Below are 22,852 nucleotides of genomic sequence, written 5' to 3' on the forward strand. Positions count from 1 at the left end.
GTTGAAAAAACGCTTTTTTACCGCGATATCACTGACGACGCAGAATGCGACGTAAGTGACAGGGCGAAGGAATCCGACGAAGTCGGGCCGGAAACAAAGGCTGCTTCGCAGCCGTTGTAACCTCCTGAAGCTCCTGCAAAAGCACCGCGTGCCTGGAATCGGCCCGCCAGTCATTGGGTTTAAGCCTTCTCACCCCAACTGATGCCGATACGGTAGATCCGGGCCGACCTTGGTACAGGTCAGCGCCGCTGCACCGACGGCGAAATTCAGCATCTCGTCAAGCAACTCCCTTGAAAGCGTTGCCAGGCCCTCTGGCGTGTCCAGCTTGCGCTCAGCGAGGAAGGTCAGCAGTGCCGCCTGAAAGGTGTCGCCCGCGCCGACCGTATCGGCAGTCACCACAGTTTTGGCGGGCACTGACCAGGTGCCGTGCTGGCGGGTAAACACGCTGGCGCCCTGAGTGCCACGGGTGACGATTACCAGTTGCGTACGCTTGCCAAGCCAGCCCTCGGCGATCTGCTGTGGATCGCTGTCCGGGTACAGCAGGTGCAAGTCTTCGTCACTGACCTTGATCAGGTGCGCATGCTCGGCGAACGCGGCAATCTGCGTGCGCCAGCGCTGGATGTCCGGTGCCGGGTTCAGACGCACATTGGGGTCCAGCGAGATCAGGCGCATGGCGCTTTCACGGGCGACCAGTGCCAGCAACGTGTCGGCAATCGGCTGCACCACCAGCGAAAACGACCCCACATGAATCCCGCGTACCCGTTCATCGAGTTCCGGCAAGTGTTCCAGCCGTAACTGTCGGTCTGCGCAGCCGTCGCCACGAAAGCTGTAGGTGGGTGAACCGTCGCTGCCCACCGCAACCATCGCCAGTGTGGTCGGTGCATCGAATTCGATCAGGTGCTCGGCATTGACCGTTTCCTGTTCCAGCACGGCGCGCAGACGGCGCCCCAGATAGTCGGTGGACAGCCCGGCAAAAAATGCCGCCTCCACGCCCAGCCGACGCAAACCGATGGCCACATTGAAGGGTGAGCCGCCGGCAATGGCGTCAAACCCCAGTCTGTTCAGGGAACCGCCGTCGTCAGCGCGGGTGAAAATATCGAACAGTGCTTCGCCGCAAACCAGAAACATAAGTGCTCCATGAAAAGACTGGGTTCAAACTTCGCGCAATTGCGCCTGATAACGCTGATAGACCTGCTGATAGGCTGCCACGTTCTGCGCCACCGGGTGGGTCTCGCTGTCTGGATCGAGGCTCACGCACCGTTCGCACAGCTGTTGCAGCGTCTCGGGCGTGCCGTCAGCCTTCGTCCGGCACCAGGCTGCCTGAATGGCAGCGCCCAGCGCAGCGGCTTCCGGCTGCAAGGTGCAGATAACCGGCGTGTTCATGATATCTGCCACGATCTGTCGCCACACTGCGCTTTTCGAACCGCCACCGATGAGCCGGATCTTCTCGCTCTTGATGCCGCTGTCACGCAGCAGGTCCAGGCCGTAGCGCAAGCCGAACGTGGTGCCTTCGACCACGGCGCGGCACAGGTTGATCTGGGTCAGGTTGGTGCTGTCCAGCCCGACGATGCTGGCGGTGGCGTCGGGCAGGGCGGGCACGCGTTCGCCATTGAAAAACGGCAGCATCAACACGCCTTCTGCGCCGATCGGTGCCTGAGCGATGGCCTGATTGAAATCCTTGATGTTCAGGGCGAACAGCTCGCGGATGGCCGTGGTTGCGTTGGTCAGGTTCATGGTGCAGATCAACGGCAGCCAGCCGCCGGACGACGAACAGAACGTGGCGACCGACTCATGCTCGCTGACCCGCACCTCATCGCCATAAGCGTACACCGTGCCCGACGAGCCCAGGCTCATGGTGATCAGCCCTGGCTGAATGTTGCCGGTGCCAATCGCGCCCATCATGTTGTCGCCGCCGCCACTGGACACCAGGGCGTCCGGGTTGAGGCCCAACAGCCGGGCGATGTCGGGAAGCAGCGTGCCAACCGGCGCGTCGGCCTCAAGCAATTGCGGCAGCGCTTTGCCCAGTCGTCCGCTGGGGTCAATATGGGCGAGTAATGGCAGGTCCCACTCGCGGCTGCGCACGTTGAAATAGCCAGTGCCCGACGCGTCGCCGAACTCGGTACAGCAGCGCCCGGTCAGCCAGTAATTCAGGTAGTCGTGGGGCAGCAGCACCTTGTCGATACGCTCGAACACCTGTGGGTGCTGCTCTTTGGTCCATAACAGCTTGGACACGGTGTAACCCGGCGCGATGACCAGGCCGAGGCGTTGCAGTGAACCCTGTGCGCCGCCCAGATAATCCAGTAAACGCTGGTTTTCCGGGGCGGACTCAGTGTCACACCACAATTTGGCCGGGCGCAGCACTTCACCTAGAGCATCAAGCAGCACCAGGCCATGTTGCTGGCCCGAAACGCCGATGCCCTGAATCTGCTGGCCTGACACGCCCGCCTGCGCCAAGGCATCGCGGGTTGCCTGTTGCAGTGCGTCCAGCCACTGCTGGACGTCCTGCTCACGACGGCCGTTGTGGTCGCTGATCAGGCTATGGGGCGCTGAACCTTCGCCCAGTACCTTGCCGCTTTCGGCATTGAGCACCAGCACCTTGGTGCCCTGTGTGCCACAGTCGATTCCAAGAAACATGGGACGCCCCTCAGAGGCCGTTGGCCAGGATTTTTTCCAGTGTGCCACTCACACCCAGCGCGCGCAGATCAGTGAGGTTCTGCTCGAACGCCGCAACAAATTCGGGCGACTGAGGGATGGCCAGACCGAATATTTCTTCCACCTGCAACAGGCGCTGGGTAATCAGCGCATCGTCAGCCACCAGCCCCTGACAGAACTCGGCGCGTGGGTCGGGAATCGTGTAGGTCACACCGTTTTCGTCAACGCCCTTCAGGTAAAGAGCCCAGGCAGCGACCACCAGCGAGGCGCACTGGAAATTGCCCTGATCGACGATCAGCCGATTGATGGTGGGCACCGTGAATTTAGGGAATTTCGATGAGCCGTCCGAGCAGACCCGCTCCAGCTGGTCGGCAATCGCCTGATTGGAAAAACGCTCGATCAGCGTGTCCTTGTAGCCTTCCAGATCGATGCCGGGCACCGACGCCAGTTGCGGGGTGACATCTTTGTCCATGTAGGCACGGATGTAGCGCACGAACAACGGGTCGTTCATGGTGTCGTGGACGAAACGATAACCCTTGAGAAAGCCCAGGTAGGTCAGGGCCAAGTGGCTGCCGTTGAGCAGCTTGATCTTCATTTCCTCGTAGGGCGTCACGTCGTCGGTGAACTGCACGCCGACCTTTTCCCAGGCCGGGCGGCCGTTGACGAACTTGTCTTCCAGCACCCATTGCACAAACGGCTCGCAGACCACCGGCCAGGCGTCGTCGATGTGTTTTTCGTCCGCCAGCTTCAAGCGATGTGCCGCGCTGGTCATCGGCGTGATGCGGTCGACCATGGCGTTGGGAAAGCTCACGTTGGCGGCGATCCAGTCATGCAGATCGGCATCGCGCAGGGCCGCAAACGTCAGCAGTGCCTTGCGGGTCACTGCGCCGTTGTGCGGCAGGTTATCGCAGGACATCAGGGTGAACGCGGGCGTGCCTTCGGCACGGCGACGGGCCAGCGCCGCGCAGAGGAAGCCAAATACCGTCTTCGGCTGGTTGGGGTTGGCCAGGTCGTGCTGGATCTGCGGCAAGTGGGCCATGAACTGGCCGTTGCTGTCGTCGATGCAATAGCCGCCTTCGGTGATGGTAAGCGAGACGATGCGGATGTCCGGGCTGGCCAGCTTGTCGATCAGCACTTGAGGGCTGTCTTCGGCCAGCAGCATGCCGCTGATCGAGGCAATGATGCGGGTTTTGGTGTCTGGCGTGTCGCCGAGTTCGTAGAGTGTGTACAGATAATCCTGTTGCGCCAGCGCATCGCGTACGGCGCGGTCTTCGGCACGCAGGCCTACGCCGCAGATGCTCCATTCAAAGCCTTCGCCGCTGTTCATCAGTGCATCGGTGTAAAACGCCTGATGCGCCCGGTGGAAACCGCCGACGCCGATATGGGCAATGCCCTGGCGAGTGTCGTCGGCGCTGTAGGCGGGCAGGGCGATGTCTGCGTCCAGTCGTAAAATATTGTTCTTGTTCAGTTTCATGAAAAGGCTCCCCGGAACTCAGGCGGCGGCAGTCTGCAAGGCTTTGGCAATCACCAGACCTTGAGCGTCGAACAGATGGCATTGGCTGCTATCGAGGTGCAGGTTCAGCGTCTCGCCGTACTGGCTGGCCAGGTCACCGCGAATACGCAGGGTCAGCGGCTCGCCCGAGCGGGTACGCACGTGGCAATAGGTGTCGCTGCCAAGACGCTCGCTGACATCAGCGATGACCTGCAACTGACAGTCGTTGTTCTGGGCGAGATTCAGGTGTTCCGGGCGAATGCCCAGCGTGACCGGCGCGCCGACACTCTGGCCTGCACCGTTGACCGGCAGGCTGATGCGCGTTCCGGCGTCCAGTTCGACCTCGCAACTGGCGCTGTCGACGCGGCTGAGTTTGCCCTTGAGAAAGCCCATCTTCGGCGTGCCCAGAAAACCCGCGACAAACAGGTTGGCCGGGTGGTGATACAGCTCCAGCGGCGAACCGACCTGTTCGACCTTGCCGCCATTGAGCACCACCACCTTGTCGGCCAGGGTCATGGCTTCGACCTGATCGTGAGTCACGTAGATCATGGTGGCCTGCAGCTCTTTGTGCAGACGCGACAGCTCCAGACGCGTCTGCACGCGCAGCGCGGCGTCGAGGTTGGACAGCGGTTCGTCGAACAGAAAGATTTTCGGATTGCGCACGATGGCCCGGCCGATGGCCACACGCTGGCGCTGACCACCCGACAACTGCTTGGGTTTGCGTTCCAGCAGCGGGCCGAGCTCCAGAATGCGCGCGGCTTCATCGACCTTTCTCTTGATCTCGGCCTTGTCGCCACCGGCCAGGTCCAGCGCAAAGGACAGGTTCTTGCCCACGGTCATGTGCGGATACAACGCGTAGGTCTGGAACACCATCGCCAGGTCACGCTTGGCCGGAGTGACCTGTGTGATGTCGCGGCCATCGAGTTCGATGGTGCCCGAGGTCACTTCTTCAAGCCCGGCGATCAGTCGCAGCAGGGTGGACTTGCCACAGCCCGATGGCCCGACGAAAACCACGAACTCACGGTCTTTTACGTCCAGATCGATACCTTTGATGATCTGGTGACCGTCAAAGCCTTTTTGCAGATTGCGGATGCTCAGGTTAGCCATGTTGGACTCCTTCTTGTTCTTGGGGCCGGGGCTATTTGACAGCGCCGAACGACAGGCCGCGAACCAGTTGTTTCTGACTGATCCAGCCGAAAATCAGGATGGGCGCACACGCCAGGGTCGAGACCGCCGAGAGCTTGGCCCAGAACAACCCTTCGGGGCTGGAGTAGGACGCGATCAACGCAGTCAGTGGCGCAGCGGCAGACGAGGTAAGGTTCAGCGACCAGAACGCTTCGTTCCAGCACAGAATCAGCGACAGCAATGCGGTGGACGCCAGACCACCCTTGCAGATCGGTATCAGCACGCGAAAGATCTCCTGTCGGGTGCTGGCGCCGTCCAGTCGTGAGGCTTCGAGAATTTCGCCGGGGATGTCCTTGAAGTAGGTGTAGATCATCCAGACCACGATCGGCAGGTTGATCAGCGTGTAGATGATGATCAGCGCGAGACGCGAATCCAGCAGGCCGAAGGTCTTGGCCAGCAGATAGATCGGCATCAGTACGCCCACTGGCGGCAGCATTTTGGTCGAGAGCATCCACAGCAGCGTGCTTTTCGTGCGTTTGGTCTCGAAAAATGCCATGGAATACGCCGCAGGGATGGCGATCAGCATGGCCAGTGCCGTGGCGCTGAAGGAAATCAGTACCGAGTTCCAGGCAAAGTGAAAGTAATCGCTGCGTTCCTGAATGTGCAGGTAGTTTTCCAGGGTCGGGGTAAAGAACAACTGCGGCGGCGTCGCGAAGGCGTCGATCTCGGTCTTGAAGCTGGTCAGCACCATCCAGAAGATCGGGAAGAATACCAGTGCGGCGATCAGCCAGGACAGGGTCCCGAGCAGCAGACTTTGTAAGCGGCGTGATTGTTTGAGGGTCATCATGGCAGGGTCCTCATGACTTGTCGGTGAGGTTTTTGCCGATCATCCGGATCAGGATGATCGCCGCGATGTTGGCGATGACAACGGCAATCAACCCGCCCGCCGAGGCCATGCCGACGTCGAACTGCAGCAGTGCCTGGATGTAGATCAGATACGCCAGGTTGGTCGAGGCAAAGCCAGGGCCACCGTTGGTGGTGGTGAAGATTTCAGCGAACACCGAGAGCAGGAAGATCGTTTCGATCATGACCACCACGGCTATAGGCCGCGCCAGGTGCGGCAGGGTCAGGTGCCAGAAGATCGCGATGGGGCCGGCTCCATCCAGGCGCGCGGCCTCCTTTTGTTCCTGGTCAAGCGACTGCATGGCGGTCATCAGAATCAGGATGGCGAACGGCAGCCACTGCCAGGACACAATGATGATGATCGACAGCATCGGGTAATGGGCAAACCAGTCGATGGGCTGCGCACCGAAGAATTTCCATACCGCGGCGAGCACGCCGGAGACCGGGTGGAAAATCAGGTTTTTCCAGATCAGCGCACTGACCGTGGGCATGATGAAGAAGGGTGAGATCAGCAGCACGCGAACGATGCCTCGTCCGAAGAACTCGCTGGCTTCGAGCAGCGCCGAAATCAGTACGCCGAGGATCACACTGATCGCCAGCACACTGCCGACCAGCAACAAGGTATTGCCGGCACCGGGAAGAAAGCCGCTGTCGGTCACGAAATACTGGAAGTTTTCCAGCCCGACGAATTCGTTTTCGCCGGGTGACAGCAGGTTGTAGCGGATCAGCGAGAAATAAATGGTCATGCCCAGCGGTACGATCATCCATACCAGCAACAGCAGCACAGAGGGGCTGACCAGAAACCAGCCAGGTTTGAATCGACGACTTTTGAGCGGTGGCTGTTCGCCGGACACGTCCGAGCGTTCAGGGGAGGCTGAGGTATTCATGGGGAGCTCCGAACCGGATTGCACCAGGGTTGTTGCGCAGTTGGGCGGCAGGGTGAAAGCCGCGGCCTTCACCCTGTTGCAGAGCGTTTACTTTTTAGGGTAACCGGCTCGTTTCATGTCCCGCTCGGTGGCGGTCTGCGCATTTTTCAAGGCTTTTTCAACCGTGGACTGGCCGATCAGCGCGGCCGAGAACTGCTGGCCGACACTGTTGCCGATGCCCTGGAATTCAGGGATGGTAACCAACTGAATACCGACGTAAGGCACAGGCTTGAGCGTCGGCGACTTGGGCGTCACAGCCTTGAGCGACTCCAGCGTGATATTGGCAAACGGCGCGGCCTGTTTGTAGGCATCGTTGTAGGTCGAGGCACGGGTGCCTGGCGGTACGTTGGACACGCCGTCGGTGTCGGCCACCAGTTTGGCGTACTCTTTGGAGGTGGCCCACTGGGTGAATTCGGCAGCGTCCTTGGTGTTCTTGGCACTGGTCGGGATCGCCAGCGACCACGAATACAACCAGGCAGAACCCTTGTCGGTCACTTCGTGCGGGGCGTAGGTAAAGCCAACGCTGTCGGCAACCTTGCTTTGCTTCTGGTCGGTCACGAACGAACCGGCCACGCTGGCATCGACCCAGATAGCGCACTTGCCACTGTTGAACAGCGCCAGGTTCTCGTTGAAGCCGTTGCTGGAGACACCCGGCGGGCCGGATTGTTTCATGGTGTTGACGTAGAAGTTCAGCGCGTTCTTCCATTCCGGCTGGTCGAACTGCGGTTTCCATTGCTCGTCGAACCAGCGCGCACCGTAGGCGTTGGCCAGGGTGGTGATCAGCGCCATGTTCTCGCCCCAGCCAGCCTTGCCGCGCAGGCAGATGCCGTACTGTTCCTTGGACTTGTCGGTCAGTTTGCCGGCGAATTCGGCAATCTGGGTCCAGGTCGGGCGTTCCGGCATGGTCAGGCCAGCAGCCTTGAACAGATCGGTGCGGTAGTAAGTGATCGACGCTTCAGCGTAGAACGGCAGGGCGAACAGTTTGCCGTCCACCGACAGGCCATCGCGCACTGACGGGAATATATCGTCCAGCTCATAACTGGCGGGCAGGTCTTTCATTTCCTGCAACCAGCCTTTCTGACCCCAGAGTGAGGCTTCGTACATGCCGATGGTCAATACATCGTACAGACCGCCCTTGGTGGCGATATCGGTGGTCAGGCGCTGACGCAGCACGTTTTCTTCGAGCACAACCCAGTTGAGCTTGATGTCAGGGTGCTTTTCTTCGAAGGTTTTGGAGAGGCGCTGCATGCGGATCATGTCGCCGTTATTGACCGTGGCGATGGTCACGGTCCCGGCCGTGGCGCTGCCACTGAACACGAAACAGGTGCTGAGGACGGAACTGGCGAGCAAAAGCTTTGCTGAGGTCTTCATTGATCACTCCTCTTCTACGCCCAACAGGCTGCAGAAGGATGGTTATTGTTTTTTTCTCTTCCGGAGGTGAGGAAGATGTGCATGGATTACAACGGCGTTCGGGTCGAAAGACAAATCCTGCGCAGCACTCTGACTGATACTTTTTTGCACTGTGGCCTGAAATGTAAACATCGCTCAATCGCCCATAGGCAGGCGTCGGCGCAACGCAAGCGTATACGATGAGCGTGAGGGCAGGGCGAATCAGTACAGGTTTTGTTCGGTCAGGCGCTGAACGGCGAGACGACGATAGTGCGAGGGGGTCATGCCCTTGAGCTGCTGGAAACGTCGATTGAAGTTGGAAATGTTGTTGAACCCGGACTCGAAACACACGTCAGTGACCATTTTGTCGCCGTCGGCGAGCAGTTCACAGGACTTGCTGATGCGCAACCGATTGACGAACTCGACGAAACAGCGCCCCGTGGCCTGCTTGAATACCCTGGAAAAGTAAGTGGGTTTCATGCCCATGTACTCGGCAACTTCTTCCAGTGGCAGCTCGCGGCTGTAGTGAGCAAAAATATAGTCCACTGCGCGGTTGGTACGATCGACGCTGTGCTCATCGGCCGTGTGGGCGACGGCGGTGCCTGACAGCAACTGATAATCATCGCTGGCGGCCAACAGCTCGAGAAGAATGAAAAAGTGCCCCAGGCGGGTGATGCCGCGCGAGTCGGCAATTTTTTGCATTTGCTTCATGGCCTGACGAATTGTGCGCTTGCAGCGAAATTCGATGCCGTAGCGGGCGCGTTCCAGCAGTGGGGTGAGGGTCTTGAGTTCGGCAAACACCTGATTCCCACTTTCCAGCAGTTCATCGGTGAAGTTGACCAGCATGTCGCGCCGCGCCACGACTTCACCCTCGTCAACCTGGCTGATCCAGTTATGCGGCAGGTTAGGCCCGGTCAGGAACAGGCTGGCAGGGTTGAAGTTACCGATGTAGTCACCGACGAAGACCTTTCCGGAGCTGGCGACAATCAGGTGCAGCTCGTATTCCTTGTGGAAGTGCCAGCGCACCAGCGGGCACGGAAAGCCATGCTCGCGATAAATGATCGACAGGCCGTTATGGTCGTCCATCAGCTCGTAGGAAGGGTCAGTAATTCTTGTTGTTTTACTCATGGCGTCATTCTATTCAGCAGTTGCCAGCGCGTTAATGTGCCTGATTTTTTGTTTCGATGCCCGGTCGTTGGCAAAATCGCCTACGATCAGGCGTCTGACATGACTGCCACTATGGAGTGGTTATCCAATGAAACAGATCCTCCTGATCGGCATGGGCGCCGGTGATCCGGAGCAGATTACCTTACAGGCCGTCACTGCCCTGAATCGCGCCGACGTTATTTTCATCCTCGACAAGGGCTATGTCGATGACGAGCTGCTGCGTTTGCGCAAGGCGCTCTGTCAGCGCTACATCACTCACGATCGCTATCGGCTGGTCCAGGTTCAGGACCCGGTTCGCGGGCATGCAGGCCGCGAAGACGAACCCGGCGCCTACGCGCAAGGCGTCGAGGACTGGCACCAGCAGCGCGCGGTATTGTTCGAGCGGCTGCTGACCGATGAGCTGGGTGACGATCAGGTCGGCGCGTTTCTGGTCTGGGGCGATCCGGCGCTGTATGACGGCACAATGCGGATTCTGGAGCAAGTATTGGCGCGCGGTGTGGAGGCCTTCATGTATCAGGTGATACCGGGCATCACCAGCGTGCAAAGCCTGGTGGCGCAGCACCGGATACCGCTCAACCGCATTGGCGAGTCGATTCTGATCACCACCGGTCGGCGTCTGGCGGCCGATCCGCCTGAAAGCCATCACAACGTGGTGGTGATGCTGGATGCGCACTGCACGTTCGAGCGTTACGTCGGGCAGGGGCTGGACATCTATTGGGGGGCGTATCTGGGCACGGCGGATGAACTACTGGTGGCAGGCCGACTCGATGAGGTCTGCGAGCAGATCAAGCAACTGCGTATCAAGGCTCGCCGCCGCAAGGGCTGGATCATGGACACCTATCTGTTGCGCAAGCCGGTTCAGGCGTCTGGCTGACTGACCGGATTGCGATTCTTGGCCTCAATCCACTGCGCCATGTACTTGGTGCTTTTATGGTGATGGTGCCGGAGCATGCTGCCGGTGAAGTTTGCAAGACGGTGCTCGGCCAGTTCGTCGCGCAGGGTCTGGATACGCTCTAACAGGCTGGCGCAGTGTTGCCGGTGCTGAAAGCGTGACTGCAGCAATACCTGGCCTGCGCGTTGTGCTTCAAGCCAGAGGCTTTCGTCCTGATAGAGCCTGACCGCTGATGCGGCGATCTGCTGCGGGTTACTGGCAATCAGCCCGGGCCAGGCCAGATCGCCGCTCATGGCTTCCGCGCCAATCGGGGTGGTGACTGACGGGGTGCCGCACACCATGGCGTCCATCAACTTGCCCTTGATGCCCGCACCGAAGCGCAGGGGTGCGAGGCAGACCCGCGCACCGGCCATCACCTGCAAGGCATCTTCAGCCCGGTTTTTCACGTGAAAACCCTGCGCCGCATTGTGCAATGCCGTCGCCTTGGGGGGCGTGTAGGCCCCGTAGATGTGCAACTGCGCGGCCGGCAGTTGTTGCCTGATCAGCGGCCAGATGGCGGTTTTCATCCACAGCACGGCGTCCCAGTTGGGCGCGTGACGGAAATTGCCAATGCTGAGAAAGTGCGCGCGCTCGGCAAACGGCTGAAAGCTATCGGGCACGCCGTCGATCATCAGCGGGCACCAGTGCAGCAATGCGGCAGGCAAGCCGAACATGCCGGTCAGCAGGGCTATTTCAACGTCCGAGGTCATCAGGTTGAGGTCGCAGCGGTACAGCGAGGCAATCTCGCGCTGCGCCAGGTCGCTGGAGGCTATTTCGCGGAAAAGTCCGCTTTCCGAGTAATCAAAGACACTCTGCAGATCGTCCGGGGCTTTTTTGATCAATTGATGCCTGGCGTGGCGCAGGCTCTGGAAATCCGATGTTTCCAGAATGCGCAGGGCGTCAGGGCACTGCTGCTCGACGCGCCAGCCAAATTGTTCCTCGATCATGAACTGGTCGAAAAGCACCACGTGCGGCTGCAGCTCGCTTACGAATACGTCAAAGCTGCTGTCGTTGAGCGCAATACGAACTTCGTGGATGCCCAGGCTGATCAGATCGGCCCGGTGCTCGCCTTCGGTGGCAGGGCTGGCAAAGGTGATGTGCCAGTCCTGTTCGAGAAAACATTGAATCAGCTGCATCATGTGCCCGCTGGCAGCCGACGAACCCGGCTCGGGCCAGACGTAGCCAATGATCAGCAAACGGGTTGTGGGGGCTTCACTGCGGGACGCAGCGACAGTATCGATATCACGCAAGGATGCTTTTTACCTTGTCGCGCAGCTGGTCGATCGAGAACGGCTTGCCTATCGCGTACATGCCTGGCGGCACGTCGATGTTTTCGGAGTAGCCGCTGGCGAACAGTACCGGCAGTTCAGGGCGCAGCTCGATGACCTTTTTGGCCAGTGCAGTACCTTTCATGTCCGGCAGCCCCTGATCCGTCATCAGCAGATCGATGTGATTGGCGTTGTCGGTCACGATGGCAAGGGCTTTGGTGGCGTCTTCGGCCTCCAGAACGGTGTATTCCAGCTCCTCGAGCACGTCGACAATCAGCATGCGCACAATGGCGTCGTCCTCGACCACGAGAATGGTGCGGGCTGTGTCCGGCATGATTGACTCCTTTTAAACCTGAAAAATGGTTGTAGCGCAAACAGAGCGGAATGCCATGCATCCTTTCTCGCCGACTCAGCATAACCGAGCCCGGCCTGTTCACTGTTGATATCGTCCCTGTATCAGTAAATAAAACCTGCATGGAAGTTCAATCAACCGGCAAATGCCGAGAATCGTGGCGACGATTAACGGCCTGCCAAGCCATCACAGAGCCAGCACGCAGAACATGCGCGAGCTTATCGCCGATTTATGTGTGAAATTTCAATCCTCTATGTCAGAAATAAGAGTGTTTTTTGTAGGTTTACGGCAAACTCTACAGTTTTGATCCACTCGTCAGGGATATTTCATGAATCGGACGCCTTCCGTCGATGAGCAACGCTTTCGAAAATTGCTGGGACGCAATGTCGGGTTGCCGCTGGGTGTCGGCGTACTGAGCGCCGTTTTCTTCATTCTGCTGATCAGTTATCTGCTTAACGCCATTCAATGGGTCGAACACACGGACCGGGTGATCAACAACACCAACCGCTCGATGAAGCTGTCGATTGACATGGAAACCGGCATGCGCGGCTTCCTGCTCACGGGCGATCAGCATTTTCTCGACCCCTATGAAATCGCCAAGCCTTTGCTGGTTGCCGAGCTCAATGGCCTTCAGGACCTGGTCCAGGACAACCCGACGCAACAGGACCGGTTCAGGCGTCTGTTCACCATGCAACAGGAATGGAATGCCTTTGCTCAGGAGATGATCGACCTGCGGCGCAACAACGGCGACTTTCAGACGCCGGTGATGGCTGGACGTGGCAAGCGCATCACCGATCAGATTCGCACCGAATACGAGCAGGCTGTCGAGATGGAGCAGCAACTTCGCATGACTCGTAACGCTGAGGTCACGCGCAGTACCGTCATTTCCGTCACGCTGTACCTGATATTCGTCATCGTCGTCAGCGCCATTCTGGCGTACATAGGACGCAGGGATCTGCTGTCTCTTTCAGCCACCTACAGCGCAAATCTGAGGCTGCAGGAAGTCAATGCCGAGCGTCTGCAGAAAGTGGCATGGCTGCGCAACGGCCAGAGCGAGCTGGCCGAACAGGTGCTCGGGCAACTGACGCTGAACATGCTGGGCCGCAATATTCTGCAATTTCTGACGCAATACCTCGGCGCTTCGGTGGCGGCGGTGTACATCCGTCAGGACCACGGCGGCTTTACGCGTGTGGCTTCCTACGGGTTTTCCCGCGAGCAGGAGCAACAGGATCAGACCATTCACAGCGATGAAGGCGTGGTGGGCCAGGCGGCATCGCAGGACCGGATCATTACGCTGGACGAGCTGCCGGAGAATTATTTCAAGGTGGCTTCCGGGTTGGGCGAGGGTTCGCCGCGCAGTGTGGTGGTGGTGCCTATCAGCAATGACGATCAGGTCAACGGCGTGGTTGAACTGGGTTTTCTGCGCCCTCTGACCGGGCAGGACGTCGAGTTTCTTGAACTGGTGTCGGACAACATCGGTACGTCCATTGAAGCGGCTCGCTATCGCCAGCGTCTGCAGGAAGTTCTGGCCGAGACTCAACAGCTCAACGAAGAGTTGCAGGTGCAGCAGGAAGAGCTGCGCACGGCCAACGAAGAGCTGGAAGAGCAGTCGCGCATTCTCAAGGAGTCCCAGGCGCACCTGGAGACCCAGCAGGCCGAGCTGGAACAGACCAACGAGCAACTCGCCGAGCAAGGTCAGGCGCTGGCCGATCAGCGCGATGCGCTGGACCGCAACAATGAAGAGCTGAATATTGCCCAAGGCGAGTTGCAGGCCCGTGCCGACGAGTTGCAACGCGCCAGCAAGTACAAGTCCGAGTTCCTCGCCAACATGTCCCACGAGCTGCGCACGCCGCTCAACAGTTCGTTGATTCTTGCCAAGTTGCTGGCCGAGAACCCGAGCGAAAACCTCACCGCCGAGCAGGTCAAGTTTGCTGAATCGATCTATTCGGCGGGCAATGACCTGCTCAACCTGATCAACGACATTCTGGACATTTCCAAGGTCGAAGCCGGCAAACTTGAAGTGCGCCCGGAAAACAGCAGCGTGTCACGTCTGGTCGAGGGCTTGCGTGGCTTGTTCCAGCCGCTGGCCGCGGAGAAGAAGCTGGCGTTCACGGTCGACATCCAGGCCGGCGCGCCGACCATGCTGTTCACCGATCGCCAGCGTCTGGAGCAGATTCTCAAGAACCTGCTGTCCAACGCGATCAAATTCACCGAAGCGGGCGCGGTCAGCATGGTGGTTTCGCGCCAGCCGGGCGCTGGCATCGTGTTCAGTGTGCGCGATTCGGGCATCGGCATTGCCGAGGAGCATCAGCAAGGTATTTTCGAGGCGTTCCGTCAGGCGGATGGCACCACCAACCGGCGTTATGGCGGCACGGGGCTGGGCCTGTCGATTTCCCGCGATCTGGCCGCGCTGCTGGGCGGATCGATCAGTGTCACCAGCGCGCCGGGGCAGGGCAGTATCTTTACCCTTGTGCTGCCGGAGCAGTATGTCGAGCATGACCCTCAGGCGCCGGACAGCGAGCCTTTGGTCATGCACGCGCCTTCCGTGCTGCAACTGTCGGTTCCCGCAGCGCCGGTCATCCAGCCGCCGCTGCCAGCGCCTGTCGAGACGCCCATCGCTGTATTTGCCGATGACCGTGACAAGGCGCCGTTCGAGCGACGCTGCATTCTGGTCATCGAGGACGAGGTGCGGTTCGCCCAGATTCTTTTCGATCTGGCCCATGAACTGGGTTACGACTGTCTGGTGGCGCATGCCGCCGATGACGGTTTCAACCTGGCGTCGCGCTACACGCCGGACGCGATTCTGCTGGACATGCGCCTGCCGGATCACTCCGGCCTGACCGTGCTGCAACGCCTCAAGGAACTCGCGCCCACGCGGCATATCCCGGTGCATGTGATTTCCGTCGAGGACCGTCAGGAAGCGGCATTGCACATGGGCGCCATCGGCTATGCGGTCAAGCCGACCACCCGCGAAGAGCTCAAGGATGTATTTGCCAAGCTGGAGGCCAAGCTGACCCAGAAGGTCAAGCGCATCCTGCTGGTTGAAGACGACGACCTGCAACGTGACAGCATTGCGCGGCTGATCGGCGACGATGACATCGAAATCACCGCCGTAGGCTTCGCCCAGCAGGCGCTGGACCTGCTGCGCGATCACATTTATGACTGCATGATCATCGACCTGAAACTGCCGGACATGCTTGGCAACGAGTTGCTCAAACGCATGTCCACCGAAGATATCTGCGCCTTTCCGCCGGTAATTGTCTACACCGGGCGCAACATGACCCGCGATGAAGAAGCCGAGCTGATGAAATATTCGCGCTCTATCATCATCAAGGGTGCGCGCTCCCCGGAACGCCTGCTCGACGAAGTCACGCTGTTTCTGCACAAGGTCGAGTCGCAGCTGTCCAGCGAGCGGCAGAAAATGCTCAAGACCGCGCGCAGCCGCGACAAGGTCTTCGAGGCGCGCAAGATTCTGGTGGTCGATGATGACGTGCGCAACATCTTTGCCTTGACTAGCGCGCTGGAGCACAAGGGCGCCCTGGTGGAAATCGCCCGTAATGGCCTTGAAGCGATTTCCAAACTCAATGAAGTCGAGGACATCGATCTGGTGCTGATGGACGTGATGATGCCCGAAATGGACGGTTACGAAGCCACCACCGAGATCCGCAAGGACCCGCGCTGGCGCAAACTGCCGATCATCGCTGTTACCGCCAAGGCCATGAAGGACGATCAGGAGCGCTGCCTGCAGGCCGGCTCCAATGATTACCTGGCCAAGCCTATCGATCTGGACAGGCTGTTTTCGCTGATTCGCGTCTGGCTGCCAAAAATGGAGCGCATTTGAATGGGCATGAAGCGCAGACGTGTTTTCGATGCTGCTTTCGATGACAGAAACGGAAGCCACCATGCACCTTGACCGTAGCGTCGAGATCGAGCTGCGTCTGTTGATCGAAGCGATCTATCTTCAGTACAGCTATGACTTTCGCGACTACTCCGGGGCCTCCATCAAGCGCCGGGTCATCCATGCGTTGCGCCAGTTCGACTGTGCGACCATCTCGGCCTTGCAGGAGCGTGTGCTGCACGACCCTGCGGCGTTCATGCAACTGTTGCAGATACTCACCATTCCGGTGAGCGAGATGTTTCGCGACCCGTCGCACTTTCTCGCTATCCGCAAGGAAGTCGTGCCGGTGCTGCGCACCTACCCGTCGATCAAGGTCTGGATTGCCGGGTGCAGCACAGGGGAGGAGGTGTACTCCACCGCCATTCTGTTGCGCGAAGAGGGGTTGCTGGAGCGCACTATCATTTACGCGACCGACATCAACCCCAGCTCGCTGGCCAAGGCCAAGCAGGGCATTTTTTCCATGGACAACCTGCGGGCCTACACCGAGAACTACCGCAACTCGGGTGGCCAGCGCAATTTTGCCGATTACTACACCTCGGCCTACGATTACGCGATGTTCGACAAGACCCTGTGCGAGAACGTCACGTTTGCCGATCACAGCCTGGCGACAGATAGTGTATTCTCCGAAACGCAGTTCATTTCTTGTCGTAACGTGCTGATTTACTTCAATAAAAAATTACAGGACCGCGCTTTCGGGCTGTTCCATGACTCGCTGTGTCATCGCGGTTTTCTGGCGTTGGGCAGCAAGGAAACCGTGGATTTCTCTGCCTACGGCGATGCCTTTGAGACATTGGTAAAACCCGAGCGGATTTACCGAAAACGATGAAAACCACGTTTGGCGATGCCCCGTCTTCTCATGAACTGCCTGTGGTCGATGCCATCGTTGTCGGTGCCTCGGCAGGCGGTGTAGAGGCTCTGCTGAAGATATTCAGTTATTTGGGACCGGATTTCGGTCTGCCGATCCTGACGGTGTTGCACGTGCCGGAAGATCGCCGCAGCCAGTTGGCCCATGTGTTTCAGAATCGTCTGGCGATCCCGGTCAAGGAAGCCGATGACAAGGAGGATATTGTGCCGGGCACCCTGTATTTCGCGCCGTCGGGTTATCACGTGTCGGTGGAGTCTGATTTTTCCCTGTCATTGAGCCAGGAGGACCGGGTGTTTTATTCAAGGCCCAGCATCGACATTCTGTTCGGCTCGGCCGCTGATGCCTATGGCCCGCGACTGGCTGGCGTACTGTTGACCGGCGCCAATAATGACGGCGCGCGAGGGCTAATGCAGATCAAGAAGTATGGTGGTTTCACGGTGATTCAGGACCCTTCGCAGGCTCAGGTGTCGACCATGCCCGAAGCTGGCCTGGCGCTGCACTCGCCGGATTACCTTCTTTCCCTGAACGATATTGGCCGTTTGCTGGTCGAGCTGGAACGAACCGCATGTTAAGTGAAATTCAGGCAAAACTGCTTATCGTCGACGATCTGCCGGAAAACCTGCTGGCGCTCGAAGCACTGATCAAGCGTGCCGATCGCATCGTCTACAAGGCACTGTCGGCTGACGAGGCGTTGTCGCTGCTGTTGCAGCACGAATTTGCCTTGGCCATTCTCGACGTGCAAATGCCCGGCATGAACGGCTTTGAACTGGCCGAGATGATGCGCAGTACCGAAAAGACCAAGAGCATCCCGATTGTGTTCGTCAGCGCTGCTGGTCGCGAACTCAATTACGCCTTCAAAGGCTATGAAAGCGGCGCGGTGGACTTCTTGCACAAGCCCCTGGACATTCATGCGGTCAAGAGCAAGGTCAACGTGTTCGTTGACCTGTATCGGCAGCGCAAGGCCGTGAAAATGCAGGTCGAGGAACTGGAGCGCAGTCGCCAGGAGCAAGAGGTGTTACTCAAGCGCCTGCAATCGACTCAGGGCGAGCTGGAGCATGCGATCCGCATGCGTGACGACTTCATGTCCATTGTCTCCCATGAGGTGCGCACGCCCCTTAACGGCCTGATTCTGGAAACCCAGCTACGCAAGCTGCACCTGGCCAAGGACAACGAATCGGCGTTTACGATGGAAAAACTGCGCGCCATGGTCGAGCGCGACGAGCGGCAGATCCAGAGCCTCATCCGCCTGATCGAAGACATGCTCGATGTATCCAGAATCCGTACCGGCAAGTTGTCGATCAGGCCGAGCCCATTCGATTTGAGTGAGCTGGTCAGTCAGTTGCTGGAAAGCTTTGCCGCGCAGATCGCCGCCGCCAACTCCACCATCAGACAGTTCGCCGACGGGCCGGTGATTGGCGTCTGGGACGAGTTCCGCATTGAACAGGTGGTCGCCAACCTGCTGACCAATGCGCTGCGCTATGGCGCGCGCAAGCCGATCGAAGTGCATGTGTACAGCAAGGAAACCGAGGCTTTCATTGAGGTCAGGGATCAGGGCATCGGTATTACCGCTGAAAACCAGAAGCGCATCTTTCAACAGTTCGAGCGGGTCACGAGCAATCATGCGGTCGCCGGGCTGGGTCTGGGGCTGTTTATCTCCGAGCAGATCGTCATGGCGCATGGCGGCCGTATCGAGGTGGAAAGTGAAGAGGGCAAGGGCTCGGTGTTCCGGATTTGCCTGCCTTTGTGACGAGCGATCAAGTTAAATCACAGACCAGCGCAACCTCCCATGCACGCCGTGGTCGTAATGGCAGCTATCTACAAGATCGAAGGCAGTTCCAATGAGCGCTGATGCAGAAAACGTCGTACTAATCGTCGAAGACGAACCCCTGATCCTGATGTTGCTGGCCGATTATCTGTCTGGTGAGGGCTATCGCGTTCTGCAGGCCGAGAATGGCGAGCAGGCGTTCGAGATTCTGGCGACCAAGCCCCACCTTGATCTGATGATCACGGATTACCGATTGCCCGGTGGCATCTCGGGCGTGCAGATTGCCGAGCCCGCGGTCATGCTGCGGCCTGAACTGAAAGTGATTTTCATCAGCGGCTATCCGGCGGAAATTCTCGATTCAGGCAGTGCAATCGCGTTGAAGGCGCCGATTCTCGCCAAACCCTTCACCATGGAAACGCTGCAGTCGCAGATTCAGCGCTTGCTGGCATGACCGCAAGCCTGAGCCCTTGAACGGTGCTCAGGCTTCGATCATTTCCCGTACTTTCGAGGTCAGGTGGTCGAACGCGAAGGGTTTGGTGATCAGCTCCATGCCCGTGTCCAGAAAGCCCGCGCGCACGGCGGCATGTTCTGCATAGCCGGTAATGAACAACACCTTGAGCTCAGGGCGCAGTTGCCGGGCGATTTCCGCCAGTTGTCGGCCGTTCATGCCTGGTAGCCCGACATCGCTGATCAGCAGGTCGATACGCTGAGCGGATTCCAGTATCGGCACTGCATCTGTCGCCTGGCCGGCCTCGATAAACGCATACCCCAGCTAGCTGAGCACTTCACTGACCAGCGCCCGAACCGCAGGGTCGTCTTCGACGATCAGCACTGTTTCGCCGTTCTCGGCGTACAGGGCACTGCTTTGCAGGGTTGGCTCGGCTTCTTCCTTGAGCCCCTGAAAACGTGGCAGAAACAGCTGCACCGTGGTGCCCAGACCGACTTCGCTCTTGATTGAAACGTGACCATGCGACTGCTTGCTGAAGCCGTAGATCATCGAAAGGCCCAGGCCGGTGCCCTGGCCAATGGGCTTGGTGGTGAAAAACGGATCGAAAACCCGGCTGATCACCGTCTCCGGCATGCCGCAGCCATTGTCACTGACGCTTAGCACCACGTAGTCACCCGGCAGCAGGTTTTCGTGGGCGTTGGTGAAAGACGTGTCCAACTGCTGATTGGAAGTCTCGACCACCAGCGTGCCGCCGTCAGGCATGGCATCGCGGGCGTTGAGCACCAGGTTGAGCAGAGCGTTTTCCAGCTGGTTGGGATCGGCCTCAGCGGTCCACAGATCACCGGCAAGACGCAGCTGCAAGTGAATGCTCTCGTTGACGCTGCGCTGGAGCAGTTCGTCCATGGCGTTGACAAGGTGGTTTATTTCGACCGGCTTGGAGTCCAGCGACTGACGCCGTGAAAAAGCCAGCAGGCGATGAGTCAAGGCTGCGGCGCGGTTCGCCGATGTTACACCGAGGTCGACCAGGCTGTTCAGGTCTTCGGTATGTCCGCGCGATACGCGCCTTCTTATCAATTCCAGGCTGCCGATGATGCCGGTCAGCATGTTGTTGAAGTCATGGGCAATCCCGCCGGTCAACTGACCGACGGCTTCCATTTTCTGCGACTGGCGGAGAATGTCTTCCTTGTGCCGCAATTGAGCGGTGCGCTCTTCGACCTGATGTTCCAGCGTTTCGTTGAGGCGTCGTAATTGCGATTCAGCCTGCTTGCGCTCGGTGATGTCCGAGGTCACGCCTGCCAGAGAACTGACCATGCCGTTCTTGCCGCGGATGGCACGGGCGCGCGCATCGACCCAACTGAGCGAGCCATCGGGCCAGACGTTGCGGTATTCGATGATGAAGTCGACGCCGGTGTCCAGGCTGCGCTGGAGCGCCGACTGCATTCGCGGCTGGTCTTCAAAATAAACGGCGGCAAGCCAGTCGTTATAATCAAAGCTGTCCCCATCGTTGTGACCGTAGTGAGCTTTGGTGATGGCCGAGGAGGTCAGCCGCAGATATTCTGCTTCAAGCACCCATGAACCCAGCCGGCCGGCTTTCAGCGCGTTCTGCAGGCATCCTTCACTTTCGTGCAGGTCTTCCATGCGTGCGCGGGCTTCGTACTGGCGGCGGCGGCCACGTACCGCTGTGGTCACCAGGCTGACCAGTGTGGCTGGGTGAAAAGGGCGCTCCAAGAAGGTCACGTTGCCCAGTAATCTGCCCATTTGAGTGGGAGGGCTGCGGTCCTGACCGCCATGATGCGTGAGCAGCACGACCGGCAGGTCTGACCATGCAGCCTGAGCGCTCAGTTGATCCAGTAAAGGACTTACATCCAGAGTCCGCAACGCTTCGTCGGCAATGACTGCAAGCCCGGCACCTGCACTCACTTCTCTGGCCAGTTCATCGAAATTATTGACTGATACCGCGTGATAGCCAGCTTCAGCAAGAATTCGGACAGCGATCTGGCTGTCTCTTCCTTTTGGCGCAATGACAACTGCGCGCTCTGATAACTGTCCGTGAACACTCACGAGTCGTTATCCGTCATAAGCGGCTTCTTTTCGCCAACGTAAGAGGGAACCCCGCGAAGTACGCCCTGAAATGCTTCGAGCGGCTCGCCTATTTTCAGTCCATCGGTGGTGATACGGTACTCTCGAATAGTTGATTCGTGAGTGCCGGTGCGCTTTTTAATAATCGAAATGGCGCGGCGCACTTGCCCCAGTGCCTCGAAATAACGCAACAGAATCACGCTGTCTGCCAAGTAGGTAATATCGACCGGCGAGCGCATGTCACCCACCAGCCCATGTTGTGCGACTGTCATGAAAGTGGCTGCGCCCTGACGATTTAGATACAGCAAAAGCTCATGCATGTGCAGGATTAGCGCGCTCTCTTCCGGCATGGCTGCCTGATAGCCGTTGATACTGTCGATGATCACCGTCTTGATCTGCTTCTGGTCCACGGCGCGACGCACTCGATGGGCAAACTCGCCCGGTGATAATTCTGCCGCGTCGATCTGCTCGACAACCAGATTTCCTGAGTTTTGCAGTGCACGCAGGTCTATACCGAGCTTGAGCATGCGCTCGAACAGCAAGCCCATTTCTTCGTCGAAGATAAACAGACCGACCCGCTCGCCGCGGCGTGTACCGCAAATACAAGCGCCAACAGCGACTTTCCGGTGCCGGCCGGACCGAGAATCAACGTGCTGGAGCCGCCTTCGATACCGCCTCCCAGCAGATCATCCAACTCTTTGATGCCACTGCTCAACTGAGTTCGTGCATAGTCAGAGCGATGTTCCGCTGCCACCAGGCGCGGAAAGACATGGACGCCGTCTTCTGCGATTGTGAAATCGTGAAACCCGCCTCGATACTTCTGGCCACGGTACTTGACGATTTTTAAACGCCGGCGCTCAGCGCCGTAGGTGGGTGTCAGCGCCTCGAGACGAATAACGCCATGAGCGACACTGTGCACTGTTTTATCGAGCGCCTCAGTGGTCAAGTCATCAAGCAGTACGACGGTCGCGTTATAGCGCGTGAAATAATGTTTGATCACCAGAATCTGGCGTCGATAACGCAACGAACTTTGTGCGAGCAAACGAATTTCCGACAGACTGTCGATGATCACCCGGGAAGGTCTGACGCGCTCGACCACTTCAAAAATCTGACGCGTTGCTTCGCCCAGCTCAAGGTCTGATGAATACAGCAAACTTTGATGGTGATCCGCGTCCAGCAAGCTTTCGGGCGGTGTCAGCTCGAAGATGTTGATTCGCTCATCAAGCTGCCAGCCGTGGGACGCAGCTCCGTCGCGTAACTCACGCTCCGTCTCTGACAGGGTGATATACAAGGAAACTTCGCCGGCTCTAGCGCCCTCCTGCAAGAATTGCAACGCGATGGTCGTCTTGCCGGTTCCAGGCTCGCCCTCCAAGAGGAAGATATGATTGCGTGAAAGGCCACCCGCAAGGATGTCGTCCAGACCTTCAATGCCAGTTGCCGCTTTTGAAGTATTCAAGTATCACCCTCTGATAAAGCGCTTAAGGCAGGGCGGCGGCAAAAACTGAGCGCAACACCTGACCAATCCGGTACGGTGAACCTATGTCATATCATGAACTCAGCATTGAAGAACGCATCACGATCCAGTTTGGCCA

16 protein-coding genes and 2 pseudogenes are annotated in these 22,852 nt (G+C 58.6%); 6 read left to right on the forward strand and 12 right to left on the reverse strand.

Annotation, left to right across the window (positions count from 1 at the left end; translation table 11 throughout):
* Positions 1 to 189: 189 nt before the first annotated feature.
* From DW49_RS0118790 to DW49_RS0118825, 8 genes are all read right to left on the reverse strand, one after another.
* Positions 190 to 1,128, reverse strand: coding sequence for a carbohydrate kinase family protein (locus tag DW49_RS0118790; protein ID WP_005617905.1), 939 nt, complete (start codon positions 1,126 to 1,128; stop codon positions 190 to 192).
* 24 nt (positions 1,129 to 1,152) lie between these two features.
* On the reverse strand, positions 1,153 to 2,634 hold the full coding sequence (gene xylB / locus DW49_RS0118795) for a xylulokinase (protein ID WP_005617908.1): 1,482 nt from the start codon (positions 2,632 to 2,634) through the stop codon (positions 1,153 to 1,155).
* A 10-nt stretch (positions 2,635 to 2,644) separates the two neighbouring features.
* Positions 2,645 to 4,126 (reverse strand): mannitol dehydrogenase family protein, encoded by a 1,482-nt coding sequence (locus DW49_RS0118800; RefSeq protein ID WP_024421355.1) that lies wholly within the window; start codon positions 4,124 to 4,126, stop codon positions 2,645 to 2,647.
* 18 nt (positions 4,127 to 4,144) lie between these two features.
* Positions 4,145 to 5,251: an ABC transporter ATP-binding protein gene (locus tag DW49_RS0118805; RefSeq protein WP_003382859.1), complete on the reverse strand. Its 1,107-nt coding sequence runs from the start codon at positions 5,249 to 5,251 to the stop codon at positions 4,145 to 4,147.
* Positions 5,252 to 5,282: 31 nt separating this feature from the next.
* A complete protein-coding gene (locus DW49_RS0118810) occupies positions 5,283 to 6,116 on the reverse strand; it encodes a carbohydrate ABC transporter permease (protein ID WP_003382858.1) in 834 nt (277 codons plus the stop codon).
* A gap of 10 nt (positions 6,117 to 6,126) precedes the next feature.
* Entirely contained in the window at positions 6,127 to 7,059 is a 933-nt protein-coding gene (locus DW49_RS0118815; protein WP_024420057.1) for a carbohydrate ABC transporter permease, read from the reverse strand.
* An 87-nt stretch (positions 7,060 to 7,146) separates the two neighbouring features.
* Complete coding sequence (locus DW49_RS0118820; protein WP_024421356.1) at positions 7,147 to 8,469, reverse strand: ABC transporter substrate-binding protein; 1,323 nt, start codon at positions 8,467 to 8,469, stop codon at positions 7,147 to 7,149.
* 240 nt (positions 8,470 to 8,709) lie between these two features.
* On the reverse strand, positions 8,710 to 9,615 hold the full coding sequence (locus tag DW49_RS0118825; RefSeq protein ID WP_005617922.1) for an AraC family transcriptional regulator: 906 nt from the start codon (positions 9,613 to 9,615) through the stop codon (positions 8,710 to 8,712).
* A gap of 127 nt (positions 9,616 to 9,742) precedes the next feature.
* Here DW49_RS0118825 and cobF point away from each other — a divergent pair, with 127 nt between their 5' ends.
* Positions 9,743 to 10,528 carry a precorrin-6A synthase (deacetylating) gene (gene cobF, locus DW49_RS0118830; protein WP_005617924.1) on the forward strand — a complete coding sequence of 262 codons (786 nt, stop codon included), beginning with the start codon at positions 9,743 to 9,745 and terminating at the stop codon, positions 10,526 to 10,528.
* On the opposite strand, the gene DW49_RS0118835 is transcribed toward cobF, so the two are convergent.
* Positions 10,513 to 11,835, reverse strand: coding sequence for a glycosyltransferase (locus tag DW49_RS0118835; protein WP_005617926.1), 1,323 nt, complete (start codon positions 11,833 to 11,835; stop codon positions 10,513 to 10,515). The genes cobF and DW49_RS0118835 overlap by 16 nt on opposite strands.
* Complete coding sequence (locus DW49_RS0118840) at positions 11,828 to 12,187, reverse strand: response regulator (protein ID WP_003382847.1); 360 nt, start codon at positions 12,185 to 12,187, stop codon at positions 11,828 to 11,830. Before DW49_RS0118840 ends, DW49_RS0118835 begins: the two co-directional genes overlap by 8 nt.
* Before the next feature lie 346 nt (positions 12,188 to 12,533).
* Between DW49_RS0118840 and DW49_RS0118845 the strand changes: the two genes are divergently transcribed.
* The 5 genes from DW49_RS0118845 (at position 12,534) to DW49_RS0118865 (ending at position 19,184) form a co-directional block, all read left to right on the forward strand.
* Positions 12,534 to 16,046, forward strand: coding sequence for a response regulator (locus DW49_RS0118845; protein WP_005617929.1), 3,513 nt, complete (start codon positions 12,534 to 12,536; stop codon positions 16,044 to 16,046).
* 61 nt (positions 16,047 to 16,107) lie between these two features.
* Positions 16,108 to 16,929 (forward strand): CheR family methyltransferase, encoded by an 822-nt coding sequence (locus DW49_RS0118850; protein WP_003382844.1) that lies wholly within the window; start codon positions 16,108 to 16,110, stop codon positions 16,927 to 16,929.
* On the forward strand, positions 16,926 to 17,540 hold the full coding sequence (locus tag DW49_RS0118855) for a chemotaxis protein CheB (RefSeq protein WP_005617935.1): 615 nt from the start codon (positions 16,926 to 16,928) through the stop codon (positions 17,538 to 17,540). The genes DW49_RS0118850 and DW49_RS0118855 overlap by 4 nt, the downstream gene beginning before the upstream one ends.
* A complete protein-coding gene (locus tag DW49_RS0118860; protein ID WP_005617936.1) occupies positions 17,534 to 18,715 on the forward strand; it encodes a hybrid sensor histidine kinase/response regulator in 1,182 nt (393 codons plus the stop codon). Before DW49_RS0118855 ends, DW49_RS0118860 begins: the two co-directional genes overlap by 7 nt.
* A 91-nt stretch (positions 18,716 to 18,806) precedes the next feature.
* The gene (locus tag DW49_RS0118865; protein WP_005617937.1) at positions 18,807 to 19,184 is read left to right on the forward strand and encodes a response regulator; all 378 of its coding nucleotides are present in this window, start codon (positions 18,807 to 18,809) and stop codon (positions 19,182 to 19,184) included.
* A 27-nt stretch (positions 19,185 to 19,211) separates the two neighbouring features.
* On the opposite strand, the pseudogene DW49_RS01000000128570 reads toward DW49_RS0118865, so the two are convergent.
* Positions 19,212 to 21,242, reverse strand: a pseudogene (locus tag DW49_RS01000000128570) (response regulator).
* Positions 21,239 to 22,716 (reverse strand): annotated as a pseudogene (locus DW49_RS01000000128575) (ATPase domain-containing protein). The pseudogenes DW49_RS01000000128570 and DW49_RS01000000128575 overlap by 4 nt, the downstream one beginning before the upstream one ends.
* Positions 22,717 to 22,852: the final 136 nt, after the last annotated feature.

The sequence above is a fragment of the Pseudomonas avellanae BPIC 631 genome, assembly GCF_000444135.1.
GTDB lineage: Bacteria > Pseudomonadota > Gammaproteobacteria > Pseudomonadales > Pseudomonadaceae > Aquipseudomonas > Aquipseudomonas avellanae.